The sequence below is a fragment of the Tsukamurella pulmonis genome, assembly GCF_900103175.1.
Taxonomy (GTDB): domain Bacteria; phylum Actinomycetota; class Actinomycetes; order Mycobacteriales; family Mycobacteriaceae; genus Tsukamurella; species Tsukamurella pulmonis.
In genome coordinates, this window is record NZ_FNLF01000002.1 from 461,290 (window position 1) to 483,308 (window position 22,019).

22 protein-coding genes, 1 tRNA gene and 1 other RNA gene are annotated in these 22,019 nt (G+C 70.9%); 13 read left to right on the top strand and 11 right to left on the bottom strand.

From position 1 onward, the window contains the following. Positions 1-36: 36 nt before the first annotated feature. Positions 37-936 (bottom strand): LysR family transcriptional regulator, encoded by a 900-nt coding sequence (locus BLQ62_RS02550; protein WP_068564867.1) that lies wholly within the window; start codon positions 934-936, stop codon positions 37-39. Between the two features lie 92 nt (positions 937-1,028). On the opposite strand from BLQ62_RS02550, the gene BLQ62_RS02555 reads away from it, so the two are divergent. Beyond that, complete coding sequence (locus tag BLQ62_RS02555) at positions 1,029-1,886, top strand: sulfite exporter TauE/SafE family protein (RefSeq protein ID WP_082756304.1); 858 nt, start codon at positions 1,029-1,031, stop codon at positions 1,884-1,886. 126 nt (positions 1,887-2,012) lie between these two features. Then, positions 2,013-2,462: a helix-turn-helix domain-containing protein gene (locus tag BLQ62_RS02560; protein WP_068536968.1), complete on the top strand. Its 450-nt coding sequence runs from the start codon at positions 2,013-2,015 to the stop codon at positions 2,460-2,462. Between the two features lie 43 nt (positions 2,463-2,505). On the opposite strand, the gene BLQ62_RS02565 is transcribed toward BLQ62_RS02560, so the two are convergent. The 3 genes from BLQ62_RS02565 to BLQ62_RS02575 are packed head-to-tail and all read right to left on the bottom strand — an operon-like array spanning position 2,506 to position 5,119. Beyond that, positions 2,506-3,432, bottom strand: a complete 927-nt coding sequence (locus BLQ62_RS02565; RefSeq protein ID WP_068564866.1) for an alpha/beta fold hydrolase — start codon at positions 3,430-3,432, stop codon at positions 2,506-2,508. A 54-nt stretch (positions 3,433-3,486) separates the two neighbouring features. Then, positions 3,487-4,641: an MAB_1171c family putative transporter gene (locus BLQ62_RS02570; RefSeq protein ID WP_068536959.1), complete on the bottom strand. Its 1,155-nt coding sequence runs from the start codon at positions 4,639-4,641 to the stop codon at positions 3,487-3,489. Between the two features lie 7 nt (positions 4,642-4,648). Further along, positions 4,649-5,119: an ImmA/IrrE family metallo-endopeptidase gene (locus BLQ62_RS02575; protein WP_068536956.1), complete on the bottom strand. Its 471-nt coding sequence runs from the start codon at positions 5,117-5,119 to the stop codon at positions 4,649-4,651. A gap of 212 nt (positions 5,120-5,331) precedes the next feature. Between BLQ62_RS02575 and BLQ62_RS02580 the strand changes: the two genes are divergently transcribed. Next, positions 5,332-5,781, top strand: coding sequence for an SRPBCC family protein (locus tag BLQ62_RS02580; RefSeq protein ID WP_068564863.1), 450 nt, complete (start codon positions 5,332-5,334; stop codon positions 5,779-5,781). A 31-nt stretch (positions 5,782-5,812) separates the two neighbouring features. Here the strand turns inward: BLQ62_RS02580 and BLQ62_RS02585 are convergent, their stop codons facing one another. The 4 genes from BLQ62_RS02585 to BLQ62_RS02600 all read right to left on the bottom strand — a co-directional run bounded on the left by BLQ62_RS02585 (position 5,813) and on the right by BLQ62_RS02600 (position 7,597). Next, positions 5,813-6,106 (bottom strand): DUF1330 domain-containing protein, encoded by a 294-nt coding sequence (locus tag BLQ62_RS02585; protein ID WP_068564861.1) that lies wholly within the window; start codon positions 6,104-6,106, stop codon positions 5,813-5,815. A 53-nt stretch (positions 6,107-6,159) separates the two neighbouring features. Further along, positions 6,160-6,606 (bottom strand): hypothetical protein, encoded by a 447-nt coding sequence (locus BLQ62_RS02590; RefSeq protein ID WP_133298623.1) that lies wholly within the window; start codon positions 6,604-6,606, stop codon positions 6,160-6,162. Positions 6,607-6,742: 136 nt separating this feature from the next. After that, positions 6,743-7,177 carry a hypothetical protein gene (locus BLQ62_RS02595; RefSeq protein WP_068536942.1) on the bottom strand — a complete coding sequence of 145 codons (435 nt, stop codon included), beginning with the start codon at positions 7,175-7,177 and terminating at the stop codon, positions 6,743-6,745. Between the two features lie 334 nt (positions 7,178-7,511). Further along, positions 7,512-7,597 (bottom strand) — tRNA-Ser (locus tag BLQ62_RS02600). Between the two features lie 60 nt (positions 7,598-7,657). Here BLQ62_RS02600 and ffs point away from each other — a divergent pair. From ffs to BLQ62_RS02640, 8 genes are all read left to right on the top strand, one after another. Continuing rightward, positions 7,658-7,754, top strand: an RNA gene (gene ffs / locus BLQ62_RS02605) — signal recognition particle sRNA small type. A gap of 34 nt (positions 7,755-7,788) precedes the next feature. After that, positions 7,789-9,075: an aspartate aminotransferase type Ic gene (locus BLQ62_RS02610; protein ID WP_068531861.1), complete on the top strand. Its 1,287-nt coding sequence runs from the start codon at positions 7,789-7,791 to the stop codon at positions 9,073-9,075. Between the two features lie 28 nt (positions 9,076-9,103). Beyond that, positions 9,104-10,429 (top strand): glycosyltransferase 87 family protein, encoded by a 1,326-nt coding sequence (locus tag BLQ62_RS02615; protein WP_139184144.1) that lies wholly within the window; start codon positions 9,104-9,106, stop codon positions 10,427-10,429. Beyond that, positions 10,419-11,651: a threonine/serine exporter family protein gene (locus BLQ62_RS02620; RefSeq protein WP_068531815.1), complete on the top strand. Its 1,233-nt coding sequence runs from the start codon at positions 10,419-10,421 to the stop codon at positions 11,649-11,651. The genes BLQ62_RS02615 and BLQ62_RS02620 overlap by 11 nt, the downstream gene beginning before the upstream one ends. A gap of 56 nt (positions 11,652-11,707) precedes the next feature. Further along, positions 11,708-13,180, top strand: a complete 1,473-nt coding sequence (gene phoA / locus BLQ62_RS02625) for an alkaline phosphatase (protein ID WP_068531814.1) — start codon at positions 11,708-11,710, stop codon at positions 13,178-13,180. A gap of 123 nt (positions 13,181-13,303) precedes the next feature. Continuing rightward, on the top strand, positions 13,304-13,843 hold the full coding sequence (locus BLQ62_RS02630) for a hypothetical protein (RefSeq protein WP_115391406.1): 540 nt from the start codon (positions 13,304-13,306) through the stop codon (positions 13,841-13,843). 77 nt (positions 13,844-13,920) lie between these two features. Continuing rightward, the gene (locus tag BLQ62_RS02635; RefSeq protein WP_068564854.1) at positions 13,921-16,335 is read left to right on the top strand and encodes a DNA polymerase III subunit gamma and tau; all 2,415 of its coding nucleotides are present in this window, start codon (positions 13,921-13,923) and stop codon (positions 16,333-16,335) included. Next, positions 16,335-16,781: a hypothetical protein gene (locus BLQ62_RS02640; protein ID WP_068564852.1), complete on the top strand. Its 447-nt coding sequence runs from the start codon at positions 16,335-16,337 to the stop codon at positions 16,779-16,781. The genes BLQ62_RS02635 and BLQ62_RS02640 overlap by 1 nt, the downstream gene beginning before the upstream one ends. An 8-nt stretch (positions 16,782-16,789) precedes the next feature. On the opposite strand, the gene BLQ62_RS02645 is transcribed toward BLQ62_RS02640, so the two are convergent. Together BLQ62_RS02645 and BLQ62_RS02650 are read right to left on the bottom strand one after the other, a co-directional pair. Then, positions 16,790-18,091 (bottom strand): class I SAM-dependent methyltransferase, encoded by a 1,302-nt coding sequence (locus BLQ62_RS02645; protein WP_068564850.1) that lies wholly within the window; start codon positions 18,089-18,091, stop codon positions 16,790-16,792. A gap of 1 nt (position 18,092) precedes the next feature. After that, positions 18,093-19,490 carry an FAD-binding oxidoreductase gene (locus tag BLQ62_RS02650; protein WP_068564949.1) on the bottom strand — a complete coding sequence of 466 codons (1,398 nt, stop codon included), beginning with the start codon at positions 19,488-19,490 and terminating at the stop codon, positions 18,093-18,095. A 189-nt stretch (positions 19,491-19,679) separates the two neighbouring features. Between BLQ62_RS02650 and BLQ62_RS02655 the strand changes: the two genes are divergently transcribed. After that, positions 19,680-20,129 (top strand): SRPBCC family protein, encoded by a 450-nt coding sequence (locus BLQ62_RS02655; RefSeq protein ID WP_068531807.1) that lies wholly within the window; start codon positions 19,680-19,682, stop codon positions 20,127-20,129. A gap of 37 nt (positions 20,130-20,166) precedes the next feature. Beyond that, positions 20,167-21,114, top strand: a complete 948-nt coding sequence (locus BLQ62_RS02660) for a pseudouridine synthase (RefSeq protein ID WP_082756326.1) — start codon at positions 20,167-20,169, stop codon at positions 21,112-21,114. 25 nt (positions 21,115-21,139) lie between these two features. Here BLQ62_RS02660 and BLQ62_RS02665 read toward each other — a convergent pair whose 3' ends face one another. After that, the gene (locus BLQ62_RS02665) at positions 21,140-21,964 is read right to left on the bottom strand and encodes an Rv3717 family N-acetylmuramoyl-L-alanine amidase (protein WP_082756300.1); all 825 of its coding nucleotides are present in this window, start codon (positions 21,962-21,964) and stop codon (positions 21,140-21,142) included. Positions 21,965-22,019 lie beyond the last annotated feature (55 nt).

Consider the following 22,019-nt stretch of genomic DNA (forward strand, 5'->3'; position numbering starts at 1 on the left):
CACGTGCCCCCTCCGCTCCGCGATCGTCGCGCGGAATCACGGCGCGGCGAGGAAGCGGGCGAAGTCGGCGGCGGGCGAGTCGTCGGCACCGTCGGCGGCGGTTACCGCCACCACCGAGCGCACGGCCTCGGGGTCGGTGAGCCGCACGTGCCCGTGCGGGAACGGGGGGTCGCCCGGTGCCGGCCCGGGGACGAGGGCGAGCCCGAGCCCCTGTTGCGCCATCGCGCGGGCCATGGCCATGTCCTCGGTCTCGAGGACGATGCGCGGTTCGAATCCGACGCCCCGGAACAGCTCGTCGGTCGCGGAGCGCGTGCCCAGACCCGTCCGCGCCAGGATGAAGCCCTCGTCCGACAGCTCCGCGAGGGAGACCTCGGGCCGCGTCGCGAAGGGCGAGTCCGGCGGCGCCACCAGCACTAGCGCCTGGTCGAACAGCGGCGTCACCACCAGGCCCTCCCGTCGCGGCGGCGGCGAGACGAGGGCGGCGTCGATGCGGTGACCGGCCACCTCGTCGAGCAGGCCATCGGTCACGCCCAGCTCGAAGACGAACTGGACGTCGGGGTGCAGCCGGCGGAACCCGGCCACCGACCGGGGGACGAACGAGGCCCCGAGGGTGCGGATGAAGCCGAGGCGGATCAGCGGCGCCGGGGAGGCCTTGAGATCCGCGCGGTGCAGGCCCAGGGCGAGGCCGTCGAGCGCGCGTTCGGCGTACAGGGCGAGCTCGACGGCGGCGGGGGTGGGGGCGATGCCGCGGCCGTGCGCCTCGAACAGGCGCAGGTGCAGGCGCTGTTCGAGGCGGTGGATCGAGCGGCTCACCGTGGTGGGGGTGAGCTTCAGTGCGGCCGCGGCGGCGGCGTAACTGCCGGTGCGCATGACGGCGTGGAACTCGGTGAGCCCGGGTGCGAGCGCGTGCTGACGCTGCGCCATCGAATGCTGCATATCTGCATCATAGCGATGCGAAAGAGGCTGTTTTCATGCCTATCAGTCACGAATAGTCTGGTGTTAGTTAGCCAAGCGACGAAAGAGGAGTCATGACTCAGGTAGCAGCCCCGGCGTCGACCGGATCGGCCGTGGCCGGCCCTCGGATCCCGGGCCCGCGACGGTCCGCGTCGATCGGCTTCCTGGGCGGGATCTCCGGCGGTCTCCTCGGCGGCGGAACCGGCGTGGTCACGGTCCCGGCCCTGGATCGGCACTCGACGCTCTCGCGCCACGTCATCCACGGCACCTCGACGCTCGCCAACGTCTCCGCCGCCCTGGTCGGGTCGATCGTCTACGCGCTGCGCGGTGGGCACGTCGACTTCGTACCCGGTGTCGGCCTGATGATCGGCGGCATCGTGGGCGCCTACGTCGGCGCGCGCTGGGTCTCGAAGGTGCCCGAGGTGGTGCTCCGCTCGCTCTTCGTCCTGGTATTGGTGCTCTCGTCGACCAAGTTCCTCCTGCAGGGCTTCGGTATCGAGGTCGGGTCCTCTTCGGGCCTGTTCGACGGTGCGCCGCTGATCGTCGCGGTGGCGACGGTGACGGGGCTGCTCGTCGGCGCGTACTCGGCGGCCATGGGGCTCGGCGGCGGGTTGCTCGTCGTGCCGGTGATGGCCGTGATGTTCGGCGCCGATCTGCACACCGCGGCCGGAACGTCGCTCCTGGTCATGCTGCCCAATGCGATCGTCGGGGCGGCCACGCACATCCGGCACGGCAGTGCCGATCTGCAGGTGGGCAAGCCGCTGGCGCTGGCGGCCCTGCCGGGCTCGCTGGTCGGCGTGAGTCTCGCGCTCGCCCTCCCGGAGCGCGGGCTCGCGGTCGTGCTCGGCTCGTTCATGGCGTTCCTCGCGGTCCGCGAGGTGCTGCGCTGGCGCCGGACGGTGCTGGCCGAGCGCGCCGAGCGCACCGTCTGACCTGCTGATCCGCGTCCCCGGACCGCTCCGGGCCCGAGGCTGTTCGCGTGCACGAGAGGAAAGGAGCCCGACATGTCCTCCGTCAATGATTCGTATGAGAAAGCGACTGGTAGTAGAATTCTCGCCATGACAGGCGGGGAGGCGGAAGCGGCACCACTGCTGCTCGCCCAGCGCCTCAACTCGCTCTACGAGCGCGAGGCCAAGGCGGGGCGCCCGCGTACCAACAACGCGATCGCCGAGCAGTTGCGTGAACGCAACCCCGGGCTGCGGGTCTCCGGCGGCTACCTCTCCGCGCTCCGCAACGGTGGGCGCGCCAACCCCTCGATCGAACTGCTCCGCGCGCTCGCCGCGTACTTCGAGGTCCCCGTCGACCATCTGACCGCGCCGGGCACCGACGACGAGGCCGCGCTCGCGGCGGAACTGGTCATGCGCGAGGCCGGCATCCGGGCCCTGGCGCTGCGCGCCGAAGGGCTCGGCGAGGCCAGTCTGGCCAGCATCGCCGCGATCATCGACAACGCCCGGAAGCTCGAGGGCCTGCCGGTGGCGGGTGAGCAGGCGCAGAACCCGACCGACTGAAACGTCGGCCGGGTTCCGGCGGATTGCTCTGCAGTGCAGTCGATCACGCAGCGGAGCTGAGCTCCAGAGCGGCGAAGTGCCGCACGATCTCGGGGCCGGCCTCGCGGATCGAGGCCGCGTGGCCCGCTCCGGCGAGAACGGTGAAGCGAGCGGCCGGCATCGTCCCGGCGAGCAGCCAGGAATCCGCCAGGCGCTCGGTGTCGTGCTCGCCCGCGATGAAGAGAGCGGGCGTGAACACCGCTGCGTAGTCGTCGATCTCGCGTCCGGCGTCGAGCTCCTGGGAGTCGAAGAACGCAGCCAGGGCTCCCGGCTCGTTGGTGCGCAGTCGCTCGCGGGCCGATGCGCTGAGGGGGCGTTCGCGCTGGGTGTCCCAGCGGTCCATGAAGGTGTCCATCGACCCGCTGTCGAGCGCGGCCCGGGCGCCCGGGAAGAACACCCGGTCCGCCATCGAGGGCTGCGGGCGGTGCGAACCGCCAATGCACACCATCGATTCCAGGCGATCCGGTGCGAGGAAGGGCAGGCGCAACGAGGTGCGGGCACCGAGTGAGAAGCCAACCGTGTGGAACCGGTCGATGCCCAGCTGATCGGCGATGCCGAGCAGGTCGCGGGCCATCGTCTCGATCAGGTACTGCTGCGGGTCGACGGGCTTGTCGCTGGCGCCGTGGCCGAGCATGTCGACCTCGATGAGCGGGCGATCGCCGCGCAGCGCCTCGACGACTCCGACGGAGTGCCAGACCTGCGCCGACTGGAACGTCCCGTGCAGCAGGAAGACGGGGGTCTGGTCGCCGGTGTGCGCGGCCGCCGGCGTGAAGCGGTAGGAGATACGGGCGCCGTCGGGACGCCGGTAGGTCTCGGTACGGGTATCGACTACGGAATTCTCGTTCATGGCGAGCACCTTGCGGTCGTGGATGTCCCTGTCGCGGGAGAGCGGGAGTGCAACGTCCGGCGGCGTCGGCGGAACGTCTGTCATCCACGGTATCTACTGACAGTAGAATTCGGTAGTGACACGAATCACTTTGGGAGCTTATTTACGGTCTGTTAACGATCGGTACTCCTGCGACACCGAGCTCACCCAGGAGATCTGCTGGTCGAAGGGGAGATCGGGGCGGCGGGCGATCTCGCCGAAACCGAGCTCACCCTCGAGTGAAGTGTCTGATTTATGCATTTGTAACACCGCGCCGCGGATCTCCCGAGCGAAGTCCGCACTCGACTGCGGGTGTGATCGCTCGTCGGACCCGGGCAGGAGCGGGGCCAGGTGGATCAGCCCGTCGTGGATGTCCACCATCATGCGGTAGACGCGGATCTCGGGGTGCGCCGTGCTGAGCCACGGCGTGGGCGCGGCGCCGCGGCTGGAGTTCAGGTCGGTCCACAGCGGTGTGAGCGCCCGGCAGGTGCGCCGCGCCCGGGCCGACCGCCTGGCGTCGCTCCACCGGTGCCGCGCCTCCGGGTAGGCGAACCCGAGGCCCAGGAGTGTCGCCGCCACGATCGCCGTTGCGGCGGTGAGGTACTCGAGCACGACGATCGGTGTCCCCCGCGCGCTGGAGAGCGCCTTCGCGGCCTGGTTGGCGGCGAAGATCAGATCGAGGACGACGCCCACCGAGATGATCGTGACCGCGGTGCGCACGGCCGGCGTCGCTCTCTCGCCGAGGCGGTCCGTGTGGAACCGGCAGGCGCCGAGCAGCACGAGGAGTCCGAACGTCAGCGTGCCCGCGTAGGTGAGGATGAGCGCCGTCCCCGTCGCGGTCTCGGCGAACTTCGCGCTGACGGATCCGACGAGGTCCGTGCGCGGTGTGTGCCACCAGAGGACGATCATCGCGAGCGTGCTGGCGACCGCGGCCCCGCCGATGCCGTAGCCGAACGGCCGGGTGACGGAGCCGTGCCGCCAGGCGCGGGCGACGAGGATCATCGCCGCGCACCAGAGCGGAGAGATGGCGTAGGTGATCAGGAGGGACGCCGAGTCCTCGAACACCGCGTTCACCCGGCGCACGATCCAGGGCGCTGCGCTGGCGAAGCCCAGGCCCTTGAGTGTGAACGAGACCGCAAGCCAGCGACGCACGCGCGCTGCGCGTCCCGGAGTGAGGCTGGTGGCCGCGATCAGAAGGGCGACGACGGCGCACGCTATCGCCGCCCCGGAGAACAGGACGTCGTTCAGGACGACGACGGTGGGCGGGGGCGGCACGTCGACCTCATCGCGACAGCATGTGAGGGGCCAGGGTGGCGATGAATCCGCCGTCGTCGGCGAGGTGGCCGCGCCGGCGATCCCGTTCCGAACGGACCTGCGCGAACGCCGTCGCGAGTAGTTCCGCCTCGTGCTCCTGCGCCGGATCGGAGTGGGCGCTGCGGAACCGCATCCGGCCCTGTGGTTCGGCCGCTGCTCCGTCGAGGTGCCCGCAGACCAGGTGCCCCAGCTCGTGGAAGATCACGTGTTCGGCGAAGAACGGCGGCAGGCCGGTCGCGTGGACGATGGTGTCCCGGTCGCGCCCGGCGAGCACCGTGCCGGTGATCCCGGTGCCGGTGAGGTCGGTGGCCGTCACGTCGATCGGTCGTTCACGCCGCTCGGCGACGATCGCCACCAGCTCGGATGCACTCGACCAGGAGTCGCCCAGGCCGCGCGCGAGCCTCATCGCGTCGGCGAGGTCGATCACGGTCCACTGCATCACTGTCTCCGGGGCGGGGGCACGGGTGCGGATGCCAGTTAAGTTTAGTGAGGCTTCGGTTCGAGCGCACTACGAGAAGATCTTTTGTGAGGGACTGCACTCATCGGTGGGGCGCGTCCGTCGAATGCGGAGCCCGCCGTCGCGATGGCCCGGTCGAGGGCGTGCGCCCGAACCGGCGACGCCGCGCCACAAGTGCGTGGTCTACTGGCGGCGTGTTCGAGATCGAGTCGGACCCGTCGATCGTGGAGCTCGACAGGTACGTGCCGGAGGCGCCCGCGACGGTGTGGCGCGCGCTCACCGAGCCGGCGTCCGTCGAGCAGTGGCTCGTGCGGTCGGTCGGGCTGCGACCGGAGATCGGCACCACCTTCATCCTCGAGATCCCGTCGGATCCGCCGGGGGAGGTCTCGTGCGAGGTGATCGACGCGGTGCCCGCCGTGCGGTTCGCGCACAGCTACACGGATCTCCGGGCGCCTCGGCCGGCACGCTGGGTCGTCGACTGGAAACTGGTGCCGGAGGGGCGCGGGACCCGGATCGTCTTCACGATGTCGGGCTTCGACGTCGACGACCGGCAGCAGAAGTTCGCCCGCAACGCCGCGGAGCGTGGCTACCGCAACACGCTGATCCCCAAGCTCGCGGCCGCGGCGGCGGCGATCGCCGACTGACCGGTCCCGCAGTGGGACGGGCGCACCGGTGTCAGTCGAGGCCTTCGACGACGCGGAAGTCACGCTCCACGGCATCGCCCAGCGCTGCCAGCGCCTCTTGATACGCCGCGCTCTCGCGGGTGGCGACGGCCTGCTCGAAACTCTCGAACTCGATCAGGATCGTCCGCTCGGCGACACCCTGCTCGTACGGGGCGACACGACCGTCGCGGGAGAGGAGTCGCCCGCCGCCGGCCCGGACGGCTGCGCCGGCGAGCGCGTCGTAGGCGGCCACCTTCTCCGGATCCTTGATGACCCGGTAGACGCTGACCCAATACCCCTTGGCCACGGTGTCTCCTGTGCTCGGAAGAGTTGCGTCAGGAGCTTAACGTCGCGCTGACCTCACAGTTCTGCGACGCGCTCGGTGAAGTCGGGAGGCAGGGGATCTCCCGCCTGCAGCTCGAGGTCGTGCATCACGCGCAGTGCCTTCGCGCTGTGGATCAACCAGCCCGTGGTGGAGACGCTGTCCGTGCTCAACGGCCGCGCGTCGACGGACCCGGTGAGGAACTGCTGCGGGTGGACGGGCACGCAGGTGTTCGGCGCGAGGGACTCCATCGACCGTTCGGCCAGCCAGGAACGGAGCAGCTCCGCCTCCATGCCGGCCACGATGCTTCCCTCGAGGATCGCTGCGACGAACCGTCCCTGCTCGACGAAGTCGTCGACGATCATCGTGGAGGGGTCGAGCATGAACACCATGGCGCTGTCATCGTCGGCCGCGGCATCGTCGTCGACCCAGAACTGAACGCCGGTCCAGTTCCCCGCAAGGACACGGGCCTTTCGGCCCGTCATCGCCGAGACGACAGCGGAATTGACCGCCGAGGTCTCGGCGTCGTACACCTGTACCGCGCCCTTCTCGAGTGCGACGAAGGCGTCGGCGGGTTCGCGCTGGTGGGCGCGCGCGTTCTTGCGCTCACGCCGCCGAACATCAGAACTCCTCTCCGCCGTCCGCGCTCCCGATCTCGCAGTGGTTCACGGAGAACCGGGAGAGCGTGTCCCACGCCCGATCCGAGACTTCGAGCAGGAGATCCTCGGTGATCCGCAGGTCGTCGGCAGCGGTGCCATGGACGTCGATCCACTCGAAGGTGAGGATGTCCGCGTTGTCGAGCTCTTCGCCCACCTGCTCGTCGAAGGCGATCCGGCAGTGCGGGTTCACGGAGAACCCCGTCAGGCCGGCGGTGCGCAGAGCGGCGAGGAGCCGCGGCGACATCAGGTACACCGGGAAACTCTGGATCAGATCGTCACCGAGCCAGCCTGCGACCACGAAGTGCAGTCGGTGCACCAGCGGCGGATGCACCGATGTGTCCAGCACCGACTCGTCGCCGAGACCGCCCGCGACCTCGGGATCGAGCACACGGGACACGAGACTCCTTCTCCGGTCGACCGGCTGCGGGCTACGGGATGAGCTTGGTGAGGAATTCCGCGACGACGTCGGTCGCGTATTCGACGGCCTTCCGCACTGCTCGGCGCAGGCGGCCGGGGCGCTGCGAACCCATGTCTCCCCCTCGTGCCGCCGTGTCGACGACACCGCCGTCGATCCGTGGCCCGAGGTTAGCATCGCGGACGCCACTGTGAACAGACACTTGTTCGATGCTGCATCGTCGCCCCAGGGTGTGCCGCTGGCCGCCGCGTCGCTCGACCGGGTGCGGGAACGACTCAGGGGCGGTTCCGATGTGCTCGGAACCGCCCCTGATCTGCGGAGGATAGGGGATTTGAACCCCTGAGGGCTATTAACCCAACCCGCGTTCCAGGCGAGCGCCATAGGCCACTAGGCGAATCCTCCGTGGACCACTGTAGACGACGGCCCCCGTCGACCCAAACCAGGACGACCACGTATAGTCGACACCGGACTCCGCGCGGCGTCCATCCTGTGAACTCCCCCAGGGCGGGAACGCAGCAAGGGTCAACGGGCTCTGGCGGGTGCGCGGAGTCCCCTTTATGTCCGGGCCCGAATATCCGCCGGAGGCGCACCCGATGTCCACCTACGTGTCCCTGAGTCAGTCCGAGCTCGCCGACGTCCACGCGAAGCTGACGGAACTGTTCGAGACGCTCAAGGCCCGGGGGCTGAAGCTGGACCTGACCCGCGGCAAGCCGGCGCCCGATCAGCTCGACCTGTCGAACGCGCTGCTCGCGTTGCCGGGTGAGGGCGACTACCGCGCCGCGGACGGCACCGACACCCGCAACTACGGCGGCCTCGCCGGTCTGCCCGAGCTGCGCGCGATCTTCGGCGAGCTGCTGGGCATCCCCGTCGCGAACCTGTACGCGCAGAACAACTCCAGCCTCGAGATCATGCACCGCCTGATCACCCTCGCGTGGATCCACGGCACCGTCGACGGCGAGCGGCCGTGGGGCGCCGAGGAGACGGTGAAGTTCCTCTGCCCGGCCCCCGGTTACGACCGGCACTTCGCCATCACCGCCGAGTTCGGCATCGAGATGATCGTCGTGCCGCTGAACCCGGACGGCCCCGACATGGCGGTGGTCAAGGAGCTCGTGGCGAAGGATCCCGCGATCAAGGGCATCTGGACCGTCCCGAAGTTCGCCAACCCCACCGGTGCGGTGTACTCCGAGGAGGTCACGCGCGAGCTGGTGTCGATGCCGACCGCCGCGCCCGACTTCCGGATCTTCTGGGACAACGCCTACGCCGTGCACCCCCTGGTGGGCGACGCACCGTCGGACCCCGACGTCCTGGGCCTGGCCGCCGCGGCCGGCCACCCGAACCGGCCGTACGTGCTGGCCAGCACCTCGAAGATCACCTTCGCGGGCGCCGGAGTGAGCTTCTTCGGCGCGTCCGCCGAGAATCTGGGCTGGTACGGCAAGTACACCGGGCTGACCTCGATCGGCCCCGACAAGGTGAACCAGCTGCGGCACGTCCGCTTCTTCGGCGACGCGGAGGGCGTGCGCGCCCACATGCGCAAGCACCGCGACCTGATCGCGCCCAAGTTCGCCCGCGTCCTCGAGATCCTCGAGGACCGGCTGGGCGCGGCCAAGGTCGCCTCCTGGAGCGAGCCCACGGGCGGCTACTTCATCAGCCTCGACGTGCTCGACGGGACGGCCGCGCGGACCGTCGCCCTGGCGAAGGAGGCGGGCATCGCCCTGACCGCCGCCGGCGCCACGTTCCCGCACGGCACCGACCCGGACGACCGCAACATCCGGCTCGCGCCGACGTTCCCGTCGATCGGCGAGCTTGAGACCGCAATGGACGGCGTGGCTACCTGTGTACTCTTGGCTTCTGCTGAAAAGCTGATGTCGCAGCCCGAGTAGGGCGCGCCTGAGCAGGAGGATCGCGCCGGTGGCGGACGAGAACAGCCGGCGTTTCCCCCGGCAGTGGTGGGTATTGGCCCTCTTCGCGGTGGCCGCTGCCGTCGCCGTGTGGCAGCAGTTCGTCCGGATCCCGTTCTCGACACCGATGTACGGGCTCTTCCACAACCAGATCGACGCCGAGGTCTACCGCAAGGGCGGCGAGATCGTCGCGCACGGCGGCGAGGGCCTCTACGACGGTCCGCTGCTCAACGACATCCTGCCGTTCACCTACACGCCCTTCGCGGGCGTGCTGTTCGTGCCACTGAGCTGGATGTCCACCGAGGTCCTGCGCTGGGTGTGGACCATCGCCGTGATGCTCGCGCTGTTGGCGTGCATCCTCATCGCGCTGCGCCTGGTGGGCTTCGTCCGCGACTGGCGCGTGTGGTTCGCGGCGATCTGCCTGACGCTGGTCGCCACGGTCCTCGAGCCCGTGCGCACGACCATCTGGTTCGGCCAGATCAACGTCTTCCTCATGCTGCTCCTGTTGTGGGACCTCGGCCGGCCCGCGGGGGCGCGGTTCAAGGGGTTCAGCATCGGCATCGCCGCGGGCATCAAACTCACCCCGCTGTTCTTCCTCGCCTATCTCGTGGTCACGAGGCAGTGGCGTGAGGCCCGCACCGCGATCGCGACGCTGGCCGGCACCGTGGTGGTCGGCTTCCTGGTGATCCCGCAGCAGTCGTGGCAGTACTGGTCGGGCACCTTCCTCGACGCCAACCGGGTGGGCGAGCCGAACCAGGTCGGCAACCAGTCGATCAACGGCCTCATCGCGTACCTCACCCACGCGGAGGAGCCCTCGACCGCGGTCTGGCTGGCCGTCGCCGTGCCCGCAGCCCTCGCGGGCCTGGGGATCGCGGCCTGGGCGTACCGGCGCGACGAGGTGCTGCTCGCGGTCACCGTCGTCGGCCTGACCGCCTGTGCCGTCTCGCCCTTCTCCTGGGGGCACCACTGGGTGTGGATCGTGCCGCTGCTCGTGCTCCTCATCGGCCGCGCGCTGCTCACCGCCGATCCCGGTCGGCGCGTGCTCGCCCTCGTGGCCGCCGCCGCGCTGGTCGCGGCCACCTTCATCTGGGTCACCTATTTCCCGCACCTGCAGCCGACGGGCGTCGACGACGTGCACGACACGTACGCGATCGGGATCTTCCTGCGCCCGATGGACAACCCCGTGCTCAAGGCGCTCGCCGGCGGCGTCTACGTGTGGATCTTCGTCGCCACGCTGATCGGCTCCGCCTGGTACCTCCGCCACACGGAGGATCGACCCGCGCTCGCGGACGAGGCCGTCCCGGCCGGACCGGGCCGGTCCGGCCGTGCAGCCTGACCGGCGCACCGAGGACCGCCGGCTGCTGGCCTACCTCGGCGCCGCGATGATCGCCGGCGGGCAGCCCGTGCACGAGGTCGAGGACGAGCTCACCGGCGTCGCCACCGCCCTCGGTCACCCGCTCGCCCAGATCGGGGCCACGCCCACGGGCCTGACGCTGACGCTCGAGCCCGGCGCGCCCGCCACCTTCGAATCGATCGCGGGCCCGCTCCGGCTCGAGCAGTCGGAGGTGGTCGCGGAGGTGCGACGGGGTCTCGTCGCGCGCACGTTGTCGGTCGACGACGCCTTCGCCCGGCTCGGGACCCTGCGCTCGCTGCCGCACCGGTACCCGCAGTGGGTGCAGGACGCCTCGTGGTCGGTGATCGCCGTCGGCATAGCGATGCTGTTGCAGCCCGGCCTGCCCAACATCGCCGCCGCGGCGATCGGTGGCGTGGTGGTGATGCTGCTGGTCAAGGCCGCAGGACGGGTGCGGCTCGCGGCCACGCTGCTGCCCACGATCGCGGCCTTCACCGTGGGGACGGGGGTCTTCGCCGCCGCGCAGGCCGGTTGGCTCGACGGTCCGCTGCGCACCCTCCTCGCGCCGCTGGCGGTGCTGCTGCCGGGCGCGTTGATGGTCACCGGCATGTCGGAGCTCGCGGCCGGCGCGATGGTCGCGGGCAGCTCCCGGCTGACGTTCGGGACCGTGCAGCTGCTGTTGTTCTCGCTCGGCGTCCTCAGTGCGACGTCGGTGCTCGGCGTCGCCCCGGAGATGCTGGTCAACGAGCGGATCAATCAGCTCGGCTGGTGGGGGCCACCCGTCGGGCTGGCGCTGATCTGCGTGGGCGTGTGCCTCAACGAGGGCGCGTCGATGCGGTTGCTTCCGGCGATCGGCCTGGTGGTGGCCGCGGCCTTCGGCGCGCAGCTCGCGGGGCAGGCGCTCTCGGGCGTCGTGCTCGGCGGCTTCCTCGGCGCGATCGCGGGCAGCCTCGGTGCATCGCTGGTGGCGGCGGTGCGGCCGCAATGGTCGCGGTTGGTGGTCTTCCTCCCGGCGTTCTGGGTGCTCGTGCCCGGCAGTCTCGGCCTGTTGTCGGTGACGTCGGTGGGCATCGATCCGGAGCAGGGCGCGCGCACCGTCGTCGACGTGGCGGCGGTGATCTGCGCCCTCGCCCTCGGGCTGCTGTTCGGTTCCGCGCTTGCGCAGGCGGTGACGGGACGGTTCGAGCGTCGTTCGCATCCGCGATAGCGAACTGTTCACCCGCACACTGATTCATGTTCATACGCGCATGTTTCGCTACGGCAATGACGAACCTCGGTAGCGGAAAGGCGCGGACGGCGATGGCCGTCAGCGCGGTGGCGGTGCTCGGCGTGGTCGCGGCCTGCGGCAGCGGCGGCGACGACGGGCCCGGCACCTCGGGTGAGACGGCAGCGAAGGTGGAGATCAACCGGCAGGCGGCCGGCGACGTCACGACCCACGGCGGCGCCAAGCGGCTCGCGGGTGATCAGACCCAGGCGATCGCCGACTCGATCCAGCGCTCGAAGGCCAAGAACGTGATCCTCGTGATCGGCGACGGCACCGCCAACCAGGAGCTCACCCTCGCCCGGAACTACCAGTGGGGTGCGGGCGGCCAGATCCCCGGCATCGACGAGCTGCCGCTGTCGGGCGACTACACCACCTACGCGATCGACAAGAAGACCAAGAAGCCGGACTACACCACGGATTCCGCGGCCTCCGGGTCCGCGTGGGCCACGGGCACCAAGACCTACAACGGCGCCGTCGGCGTCGACGTCGACGGCAAGGCGCAGCGCTCGATCCTCGAGATCGCCAAGGCCAACGGCCGCAAGACCGGCAACGTCACCACCACCGAGCTGCAGGACGCCACCCCCGCCGTGCAGGTCGCGCACGTCGCGCAGCGCAAGTGCTACGGCCCCGTCGCCACCAAGGAGAAGTGCCCCGAGAACCTGCAGGAGAACGGCGGCCTCGGCTCGATCACCGAGCAGCTGCTCGCGGCGCGCGCCGACGTCACCCTCGGCGGCGGCTGGAAGACCTTCCAGGAGACCGCGACCGCCGGCGAGTACCGCGACAAGACCCTCGAGGTGCAGGCCAAGGAGCGCGGCTACCAGATCGCCCGCTCCGGCGCGGAGCTCGACGCCGTCACGGAGGCGAACCAGGACAAGCCGGTGCTCGGCGTCTTCGCCGACGGCAACCTGCCGCGCGTGTGGGACAAGGCGACCGCCACCCTGCAGGGCGGCAAGGAGCCGGCCGTCACCTGCTCGCCCAACCCCGGGTTCGGTGCCACCCCGAAGCTCGCGTCGATGACGAAGAAGGCCATCGACCTGCTCAAGGGCGACAAGGGATTCTTCTTGCAGGTCGAGTCCGGCTCGGTCGACAAGGCCAACCACGACGCCGACCCCTGCGGCCAGATCGGTGAGACCGTGCAGCTCTCCGAGGCGGTGTCGACGGCACTCGAGTTCGCCAAGCAGGACAAGGACACGCTCGTCATCGTCACCGGTGACCACGCGCATTCGAGCCAGATCATCGAGGCGGGCACCGTCACGCCCGGCCTGACCCGCACGCTCGCCACCAAGGACGGCGGCCAGCTGACCGTCAACTACGGCACGTCGCTCGAGCCGGGCGAGGAGCAGCACACCGGCGGCCAGGTCCGCATCGCGGCGTACGGCCCCGGCGCCGCGAACGTCGTCGGGCTGACCGACCAGACCGATCCGTTCTTCTACATCACGGACGCCCTCGGTCTCGACCGCGACAAGAAGTAGGAGCGCCGCGAGCGGCGGCCCGGCACCGTCGGGCCGCCGCTCGCTGTCTTTCGCTCTTCTCCGCCGACGGTCCGCCCGCTACCGTGGGTGCACACGCAAAGGGCAGGGGGAGAGATGTATCCGATGGTCGTGCCGGTTCCGCGCATCCACCGCGCGCTCGCTCTGATCCAGGCCCTCATCGCCGCGCTCACCGTCGTGGGTTTGGTGATCTACTGGATGACCGCCTTCGACAGCGATTCCGCCGACAGTTACGCCGACGTGGGCGAGGGGTGGGGCCTGTACCTGCTGACCCTGATCGCCCCGCTCGCGGTGCTCCTCGTCGCCGCCCTCGTCGGACTGATCGGACTCGCGGTCTTCCTCGCCAGAGGATCGCTGGTGGCCCGCGTCGCGAGCTGCTGCGTGTGGGCGGTGCTCATGCTCGCCGGCCTGGTGTCGGTCCAGCTGCACCCCGCGTTCGTGCTGGTGCTGTTCGTGTCGCTGTGCATGCTGCTGGCGCTCGCCTTCGCCGACCGCCTCGGCGGTACCCCGCTCCCGCCGGCGCCCGGTCCGGCGCGGTTCGTCCCTCCGGCCCCGCCGTACCCGACGGGGCAGTTCCCGGCCGTCCCGCCGCATGCGACGGGGCAGTTCCCGGCGGTCGCTCCGACCGACGAGCCGGAGCGGTGACGGCGCGCCGCAGTCGCCCGGCGGTTGGTCGCCGAGCAAGCTGCGACGCTGTCGGACCCTGCCGGTAGCCTGGCACCGTGGCTCTCTACCGCAAGTACCGTCCCGCGACGTTCGCCGAGGTCGTCGGGCAGGAGCACGTCACCGAGCCGCTGAGCATCGCGCTCGATTCCGGCCGGATCAACCATGCGTACCTGTTCTCCGGCCCGCGCGGCTGCGGCAAGACCTCGTCGGCGCGCATCCTGGCCCGCTCGCTCAACTGCGAGCAGGGCCCCACCAGCACACCGTGCGGCGTCTGCAACTCCTGTGTCGCGCTCGCCCCCGGCGGCCCCGGCAACCTCGATGTCACCGAGATGGACGCCGCCAGCCACGGCGGTGTGGACGACGCGCGCGAGTTGCGCGATCGCGCCTTCTACGCCCCGGCCGAGTCGCGCTACCGCGTCTTCATCGTCGACGAGGCGCACATGGTCACCCCGCAGGGCTTCAACGCGCTGCTGAAGATCGTCGAGGAGCCGCCGGAGCACCTCATCTTCATCTTCGCCACCACGGAGCCGGAGAAGGTGCTCACCACCATCCGCTCCCGCACGCACCACTACCCGTTCCGGCTGCTCGCGCCCAACGTCATGCGGCCGCTGCTGGAGAAGATCACGGGTGCCGAGCACGTCGCGGTCGAGCCCCAGGTGTATCCGCTGGTCATCCGCGCGGGCGGCGGATCCCCGCGTGACTCCCTGTCGATCATGGATCAGCTGCTCGCCGGTGCCGGCCCCGAAGGCGTGACCTACCAGCGCGCCCTCGGCCTGCTCGGCGTCACCGACACGGCCCTGATCGACGCCGCGGTCGACGCGTTGGCCGTCGCCGACGGCGCCGCCCTGTTCGGCGCCGTCGAGAAGGTGATGGAGGCCGGGCACGATCCCCGTCGTTTCGCCACGGACCTGCTCGAGCGCCTGCGCGACCTGATCCTCCTGCACACCGTCCCGGACGCCGCCGATCGCGGGCTCATCGACGTGCCGCAGGACGTGCTCGAGACGATGCGCGGGGAGGCCGCGAAGCTCGGCCTCGCGACGCTCACCCGGTGCGCCGAGGTCACGCACGCCTCCCTCGCCGAGATGCGCGGCGCCACCTCGCCGCGCCTGCTGCTCGAGGTCATGTGCGCCCGCATGCTGCTCCCCGCGGCCGACGATGCGCAGGCCGCTCTCCTGCAGCGCATCGAGGCGCTCGAGCGGCGCCCCGCGGGCGCGCCCGCTGCCGGTGGTGCCGCACCCGTCCCGGGTTCCGCGCCCGCCGCCCCGTCGGGCGGTCCGGCCCCCGCACCCCAGCCCGACGGTCCGCCGTCCCGTTTCGTCCGGCCCAGTCAGCGTCAGGCCGAGGCCGCCGCCGAGCCGGTGGCGCAGCCCGCTGCCCCTGTCGCGCCCGCTGCTCCCGCCCAGCCCGCTGTTGCCGCCCAGCCCGCGGCTCCGTCGCAGCCCGCCGTGCCCGCGCAGGAGCCCGTCGCGGCCACCCCGCAGGCCGAGCCCGCGCAGGCCCAGCAGCCGGTGGCGCCGGCCGCACCCGAGCCCGTTGCCCCCGAGCCCGTTGCCCCCGAGCCCGTCGCGCCCGAGCCCGTGGCGGCGCAGCACGCACAGCCTGCCGCGGCGCGGCCCGAGCCCGAGGAGCCCGTCGAGTCGGAGCCTGTACTGCATCGCCCGGAGCCGGAAGCGCCCGCGCGCGAGCCCGAGCCGCCAGCACCCGCGCGGGAGCCGGAGCCTGCCGCCCCGCCGCAGGCAGTCGAGCCGCCCGCGCCGGAGCCCGTGCGCGCAGCGGCCCCGGAGCCGACGCCCCCGGCACCCGAGCCCGAGTACCGTCCCGAACCCGAGCCGCAGACCGCCGCCGCACCCGCGGCGCAGGCACCGTCGGGCCCCTCCGTCGAGGAGGTGCGCACGGCGTGGCCCAAGGTGCTGCGCGCGGTCAAGGACCGCAGCACGGTCACGTTCGCCCTGATGCCGAACGTGCAGGTGCTCGGATTGTCCGGCGATACCCTGCACCTGGCGCTGCCGATCCCCGCGCTGCTCGGCCGGTTCAGCGATCAGCAGCACGTGGGCAACCTGCGCGATGCGGTCCGCGAGGTCTTCGGCACGCAGTGGAACGTCGAGGTCGGCGACGGCAGCGGCGCTCGCCAGCAGGGTGCTCCCGCGGCAGCGCCGCAGCAGCAGCGCCCCGCGGCCGAGCCGCGCAAGGCGCCGCCCACCTTCGAGCGACGCAGCCGCGCGGGCGAGCAGCGCCCGGACCCGCGCCCGGCCGGCCGGGAGAACCGCGCACCGTCGCACCACGACGACATCCCGCTGCCGCCCGAGCCGGACCCCGAGCCGGCGCCCGTCGAGGAGATCTCCGAAGAGGAGATGATGGACGCCGCGCACCGGGAGGACGCCGTCTCCGGCAGCACCAGCGCGCCCCGTCGCGACCCGGACGAGATCGCGCTGGAGTTGCTCAAGAACGAACTCGGCGCCCGCCCCATCTGATGCACGCCTCGCGCCGCTCGGTGATCCTGGGGGCGCTGTTCGTGCCGGTGGTCGCCGGCTGCGCTCCGTCGGAGCCTGCACCTTCCGCGCCGACCGTTCGCGACGAGGTGGAGCCGATTCGCAAGCGGGTCAAAAACATCGGCGACAGCTTCTCGGCCCGCTGGATCGGCCGCTCCAACGCCGACGACCGAAATCCCGGGCCCAGCGCCGTATGGCTCGACGCGGTGATCGCCCTCGGCGACGAAGTCGTGACCACCCGGCTGCGCGACGCGGCGGGGACGGCACCGGGCAGGTCGCGCCCCGAGCTGCCGGCCGTGCTCGGAGATCCAGGGGTCGGGCTCACCGATGCCGGGCTCGACGCGTTCGTGGCCGTCGAGCCCGGCACGGTGCGGGCGTTCCTGTATCCGGAGCGTCGCCTACTGGCGGTGATGTACTTCCGCGGCTGACTCCGGACTCAGGCGTTCCACCAGGGGCGCAGCGGCAGATCGCCCGCTCCGCCCTTCTCGTCGAGCTTGACCGCCAGGATCTGGTGCAGTTGGACCACGTTGCGCTCGAAGCCGAGTCGCGATCCGGCCATGTAGAGACCCCACACGCGAGCGGTGCCCAGACCGACCTCTGCCACGGCCTCGTCCCAGTTGTCGACCAGGTTTGCGCACCAGCCGGCCAGGGTGCGGGCGTAGTGCTCGCGGAGGTTCTCCTCGTGCCGCACCTCCATCCCGCCGATGTCCTGGATCGCGGCGATCACACGGCCGGAGCCGGTGAGCTCGCCGTCGGGGAAGACGTACCGGTCGATGAACTGGCCGCCCTTGCCCGACAGCTTGTTGTCGTGCCGCGTGATCGTGTGATTGAGCAGCAGGCCACCGGTCTTGAGCTTCTCGCGCAGCGACGTGAAGTACGACGGGTAGTTGTGCACGCCGATGTGCTCGGTCAGGCCGATCGAGCTGATCGCGTCGAAGTCGCCCTCGGGCACGTCGCGGTAGTCGCTGTAGCGCACCTCCGCGAACTCGCCCAGGCCCTCCGCCTCGATCGCGGCCTGTGCCCACTCCGCCTGCTCCTTGGACAGGGTCGCGCCGATGGCGTGCACCCCACGGCGGGCCGCGTAGCGCACCATGCCGCCCCAGCCGCAGCCGACGTCCAGGAGCCGGTCGCCCGGCTTCAGGCGCAGCTTCTCGAAGACCAAGCGGTACTTGTTCTCCTGCGCCTCCTCGAGCGTCGCGCCGGCGTCCGGGTAGCAGGCGCACGTGTAGGTCATCGACGGTCCGAGCACCAGCTCGTAGAACCGGTTGGAGACGTCGTAGTGGTGGTGGATCGCGTCGGCGTCGCGGGTCTTGCTGTGCCGCAGTCCCTCCGCGATCCGCCGCCAGCGCGGGATCGCCTCCTGCGGCGGCGGTGCGATCGGGATCATGTGCTCCGCACCGACGGAGCGCGCGATCTGCGCGATGAGCCGGGGGCCGGGCTTGGCGAACTTGAGGTCGTCGGACAGAGCCCGCAGCGCCTCGTACGGGTCTCCCGGGGGCGCACCCGTCAGTTCCAGGTCGCCGGCGACGTAGGCGCGCGCGAGGCCCATGTCACCGGGCGCCGTTGCGAGGTAGGTGGTTCCGCGCGGGGTGAGCAGGTCCAGGCCGTACGGTGCGTCGTCCGGGCCGGCGGACGAGCCGTCGTAGGCCTTGACCCGGATGGCGAGCTTGCCGCCCGCCACCTTCTCGATGATCTCGGCGAGGCTGAGCTTGGGGAGATGCTCAGTGGATCGCGTCAATTCACTGCCTCCTGACTGTCTTGTCGTACAGGCCCAGCAGGCGATCCTCCGGGTCGTAGCGGGACTTGTACTTCTCCAAGTGGGTTCCGCCGTAGAGCTCGTCGAACTCGGCGCGCTCGTAGAAGGCCTCGGAGTAGAGGGACTTGTGCCCTCCCAGTTCCGAGACCTTCTCCTCGATGAGGCGGTTCGCCCGGCCCTCGATCTGGCCGGGTTGCTTCGGGACCGCGGACCAGAAACCGACGTTGACGTAGGTCTCGCGGGGTTCCAACGGGTACAGCGGCCAGGGCCGGTCCGGGTCGGCACCGGTCGGCAGTGGGTCGCGCAATCGCAACGGGCACAGCCAGATCGGTTCGATGGGGATCTCGTCGAGGAACCATTCGAGGAACTCGGTGATCTCGTCGATGTGCACCTCGATGTCCTGGACCACGCGCTCGCCGGGCGGCTCGCCCTTGCGCGCGGCGAGTCGATCGCCGATGTCCCACCGCCGGTCCAGCGCCACCAGCTTCCAGTAGAAGCTGCTGCGCAGCAGGTGCTTCGGCCACAACCGCCGGACCTTCGGGTTCTGTGCGCCGAAGGCGCGCGAGCACCAGAACCAGTCGGTGTCCCAGCGCCACAGGTAATCGTGCGTGGTGAGCCGGTCGCGGGTGATCCCGTCGGCGTGCTGGATCGAGCGGTAGTAGATCTCGCGCCCGGTGTAGTCGCTGAGCGGGCCCGGCTCGTCGGTCTTGCGGCCGAGCACCAGGTAGGACTCGTCGGCGGAGAAGACCACCCCGTCGAGGTAGTCGACGGCCTCGCCCTCGTACTCGCGGGCGTCGACGATCTCGCCCATCGTCTCCTGCAGGTCGTCGAGTGTGTGGAAGCGCACGTGCCGCAGCTCGACGTACCGGGTCACGGGCTCCAGCGCGACGGTGAGTCGCGTCGAATATCCCAGGGTGCCGTACGAATTGGGGAATGCAAAGAAGAGGTCGGCATCCGGTCCGCCCGGTGCGGCGGTCACGACCTCGCCGCTGCCGGTGAGGATGTCCATCGAGAGCACCGCCTCGTGCGGCAGTCCCGCCCGGAACGAGCTGGACTCGATGCCCATGCCGCTCACTGCGCCGCCGAGGGTGATCGATTTGAGCTGCGGCACCACCGTCGGGGCGAGGCCGAAGGGCAGCGTCGCCGCCACCAGGTCCTCGTACGTGCACATCCCGCCGACGTCCGCGGTGCGGGCCTCGGGATCGATCGAGATGACCGAGGCGAGCCCGGAGACGTCGAGTCCGGGGGCTTCGGCGGCCGCGCGAGCGCGGAACAGGTTGGAGGTCTTCTTGGCCAGGCGGACACGGGCGTTCGGCGGGATGGCGCGGTAGCTCTCGCGCAGGCGCGCGAGCCCCTCCGCGTAGGCCGCCTCGCCTGCGATCGGGACCGTCGACGGGGTTCGCGCCGGCGTAACGTTGCGAGCACTCACGATCATCGACGCTATACCCCTCGGCCGCGCCGCGCGCGGGCCGTTACCGATTGGTTAGGCTGGCGACGAACCCGTCGGCGGTGCCGGCACCCACGTCCCCGACCTCGTCGGGGACCCCGATACTCAGAGGATCGAAGTACGTTGGCCCAGGTAACCGCCACTAAGTCCATCACCATCTCCGCCGCGCCCGAGGCCGTCCTCGCCGCGCTCAGCGACTACACGCGCCGCGCCGAGATCCTGCCCCCGAACTACCGCGACTACCGCGTCGTCGAGGGCGGCCAGGGCTCCGGCACCGTCGCCGAATGGGTCCTGCAGGCCACGGAGAAGCGCTCGCGCAACGTGCGCGCCACCGTGACCGTCGACGGCGCCACCATCACCGAGACCGACGCCAACAGCTCGATGGTCACCACCTACCGCGCCGTCGCCGCCGACAGCGCGGGCGATGCGACCACCGCGACCGTCACGACCACCTGGCAGGGTGCCGGTGGTATCGGGGGCTTCTTCGAGAAGACCTTCGCGCCCAAGGGCCTCGGCCGCATCTACGACGAGCTGCTCACCAACCTCAAGGTTCAGGTCGAGTCCAACGGCTAGGCGCCCGCGGCGTCACCGCGGGACGCCGGTCGCGCCGCTGCCGCTGCGCGACGGCGTCGACCCGACGCGACTCGTCGTCGCCGAGGAGGAGGCGGGTCGCACACTCGGCGAGGTGCTCGAGGCCCGCTTTCCCGGCACCGCGGCGTACGTGGCGCGCGAGAGCGCGGCCGGGTGCGTCCTGGCGTCCGACGGTGCGCCGCTCGACCCCGGATCGGTCCTCGCCGCCCGGCAGGCGGTGTGGATGTACCGCGAGCTGCCGGACGAGATCGACGTGCCCTTTCCGATGCCGATCCTCTTCCAGGACGAGCGGATCGTCGTGGTGGACAAGCCGCACTTCCTCGCGACGATGCCGCGCGGCGCGCGCGTGGTGCAGAGCGCGCTGGTCCGGCTGCGTCGCGAACTGGACGAGCCGCGGCTCTCGCCCGCGCACCGGTTGGACCGGCTGACCGCCGGCGTGCTGCTGTTCACCCGTGACCCCGCGGTGCGCGGTCCGTACCAGCAGTTGTTCGCGACGGGCGTGGCGCGCAAGGAGTACGCCGCGCTGGCACCGCTGCGCGCGGACCTCGCGCTGCCGACGGTCGTGGAGTCACGGATCGAGAAGACGCCGGGGATCATGCGCGCCTACGAGGTGGACGGCCCGGCCAACGCCCGCTCGCACGTCGCGCTGGAGGCCGAGCTGCCCGACGGCCGCGGCGGCACCGTCGGCCGGTACCGGCTGCGTCCGGAGACCGGGAAGACCCACCAGCTGCGGCTGCACATGTCGGGCCTGGGGGTGCCGATCCTGGGGGATCCGTTGTATCCCGAGCCGCGCGAGTTCGTGGACGGCGACTTCTCCGATCCGCTGCGCCTGCTGGCCCGCCGACTCGCCTTCACCGACCCGATCGACGGAACCGAGCGGGAGTTCGTGAGCGGGCGGGAACTCGGCGCCGGAGAATTCGCCGTGCACGAGCCTCCGAAGCCGAATTCGGCTTCGGAGGGCAGCTGAGTGCGGAATCTCCGGGTATTTCCAGCTACCGAGTCGGGGGCGAGCCCAGGTACGCGCTGATGCCTGCGGCGATCGCGTCGGCGAGCCGCTGCTGGCCGTCGGCGGATTCGAGCACCTTGGCCTCCTCGGCGTCGCGCAGGTTGCCCGCCTCGACCAGCACGGACGGGACCGTCGCGAGGTTCAGCCCGGCCAGGTCGGAGCGCGGGTAGAGGCCGCCGGAGCCGATGTACGCGGCCGGGGTGAAACCGCCCGCGACGAGCGCGTCGCGCATCTTCGCGGCGTACGCCGGGCTCGCCGTCTCCTGTGCTGGGTTGAGCGGCGGCGAGGAAAGATTCACGTGAAACCCGCGATTACCGGGGGCGGAACCGTCGGCGTGGATGCTGACGGCGGCATCGGCGCCCCAGCGGTTCGCCGCCTCGGCGCGGGCGTCGATGCACGAGGCGACGGAGGTGTCGTCGGTGCGGGAGAACATCACCTGGGCGCCCGCGGCGGTGAGCGCCCGGTAGAGCTTGTAGGCCACGGCGTAGTTGAACGTGTGCTCGGGCACGCCGTTGACGCTGGTCGTGCCGGTGGTCTGGCAGGGTTTGGTGCCGCCGCGGCCGGTGGGGACCTGCTTGTTGATCGAGGCGTCGTTCGCGCCGTTGTGGCCGGGGTCGACGAAGATCTTCTTGCCGTTCAGCGCGCCCGCGGCGAGCGGCGCCGCGTTGTTCACGAGGGCCGGCCCACCGAGCGATAGGCTGGTGGGTGCGGCCGCGTTCCGCTGCGATCCGGCGTCACCGACGGTGCAGCCGGAGAGGATCAGCGCAGGGAGCACGGTCGCGGCCGCGAGGGCGGAACGGCGGTTCTTCACGGATCGCACTGTACCGCCCCAGCCGGCACAGTGGAATCACGAGTAACACGAATCG

Bases quoted from the DNA above. Each gene is read 5' to 3' on its own strand.
- BLQ62_RS02550 (WP_068564867.1), bottom strand. From the start codon at position 936: ATGCAGCATTCGATGGCGCAGCGTCAGCACGCGCTCGCACCCGGGCTC.
- BLQ62_RS02555 (WP_082756304.1), top strand. From the start codon at position 1,029: ATGACTCAGGTAGCAGCCCCGGCGTCGACCGGATCGGCCGTGGCCGGC.
- BLQ62_RS02560 (WP_068536968.1), top strand. From the start codon at position 2,013: ATGACAGGCGGGGAGGCGGAAGCGGCACCACTGCTGCTCGCCCAGCGC.
- BLQ62_RS02565 (WP_068564866.1), bottom strand. From the start codon at position 3,432: ATGACAGACGTTCCGCCGACGCCGCCGGACGTTGCACTCCCGCTCTCC.
- BLQ62_RS02575 (WP_068536956.1), bottom strand. From the start codon at position 5,119: ATGCAGTGGACCGTGATCGACCTCGCCGACGCGATGAGGCTCGCGCGC.
- BLQ62_RS02590 (WP_133298623.1), bottom strand. From the start codon at position 6,606: ATGACGGGCCGAAAGGCCCGTGTCCTTGCGGGGAACTGGACCGGCGTT.
- BLQ62_RS02610 (WP_068531861.1), top strand. From the start codon at position 7,789: ATGTCCACCTACGTGTCCCTGAGTCAGTCCGAGCTCGCCGACGTCCAC.
- phoA (WP_068531814.1), top strand. From the start codon at position 11,708: ATGACGAACCTCGGTAGCGGAAAGGCGCGGACGGCGATGGCCGTCAGC.
- BLQ62_RS02630 (WP_115391406.1), top strand. From the start codon at position 13,304: ATGGTCGTGCCGGTTCCGCGCATCCACCGCGCGCTCGCTCTGATCCAG.
- BLQ62_RS02640 (WP_068564852.1), top strand. From the start codon at position 16,335: ATGCACGCCTCGCGCCGCTCGGTGATCCTGGGGGCGCTGTTCGTGCCG.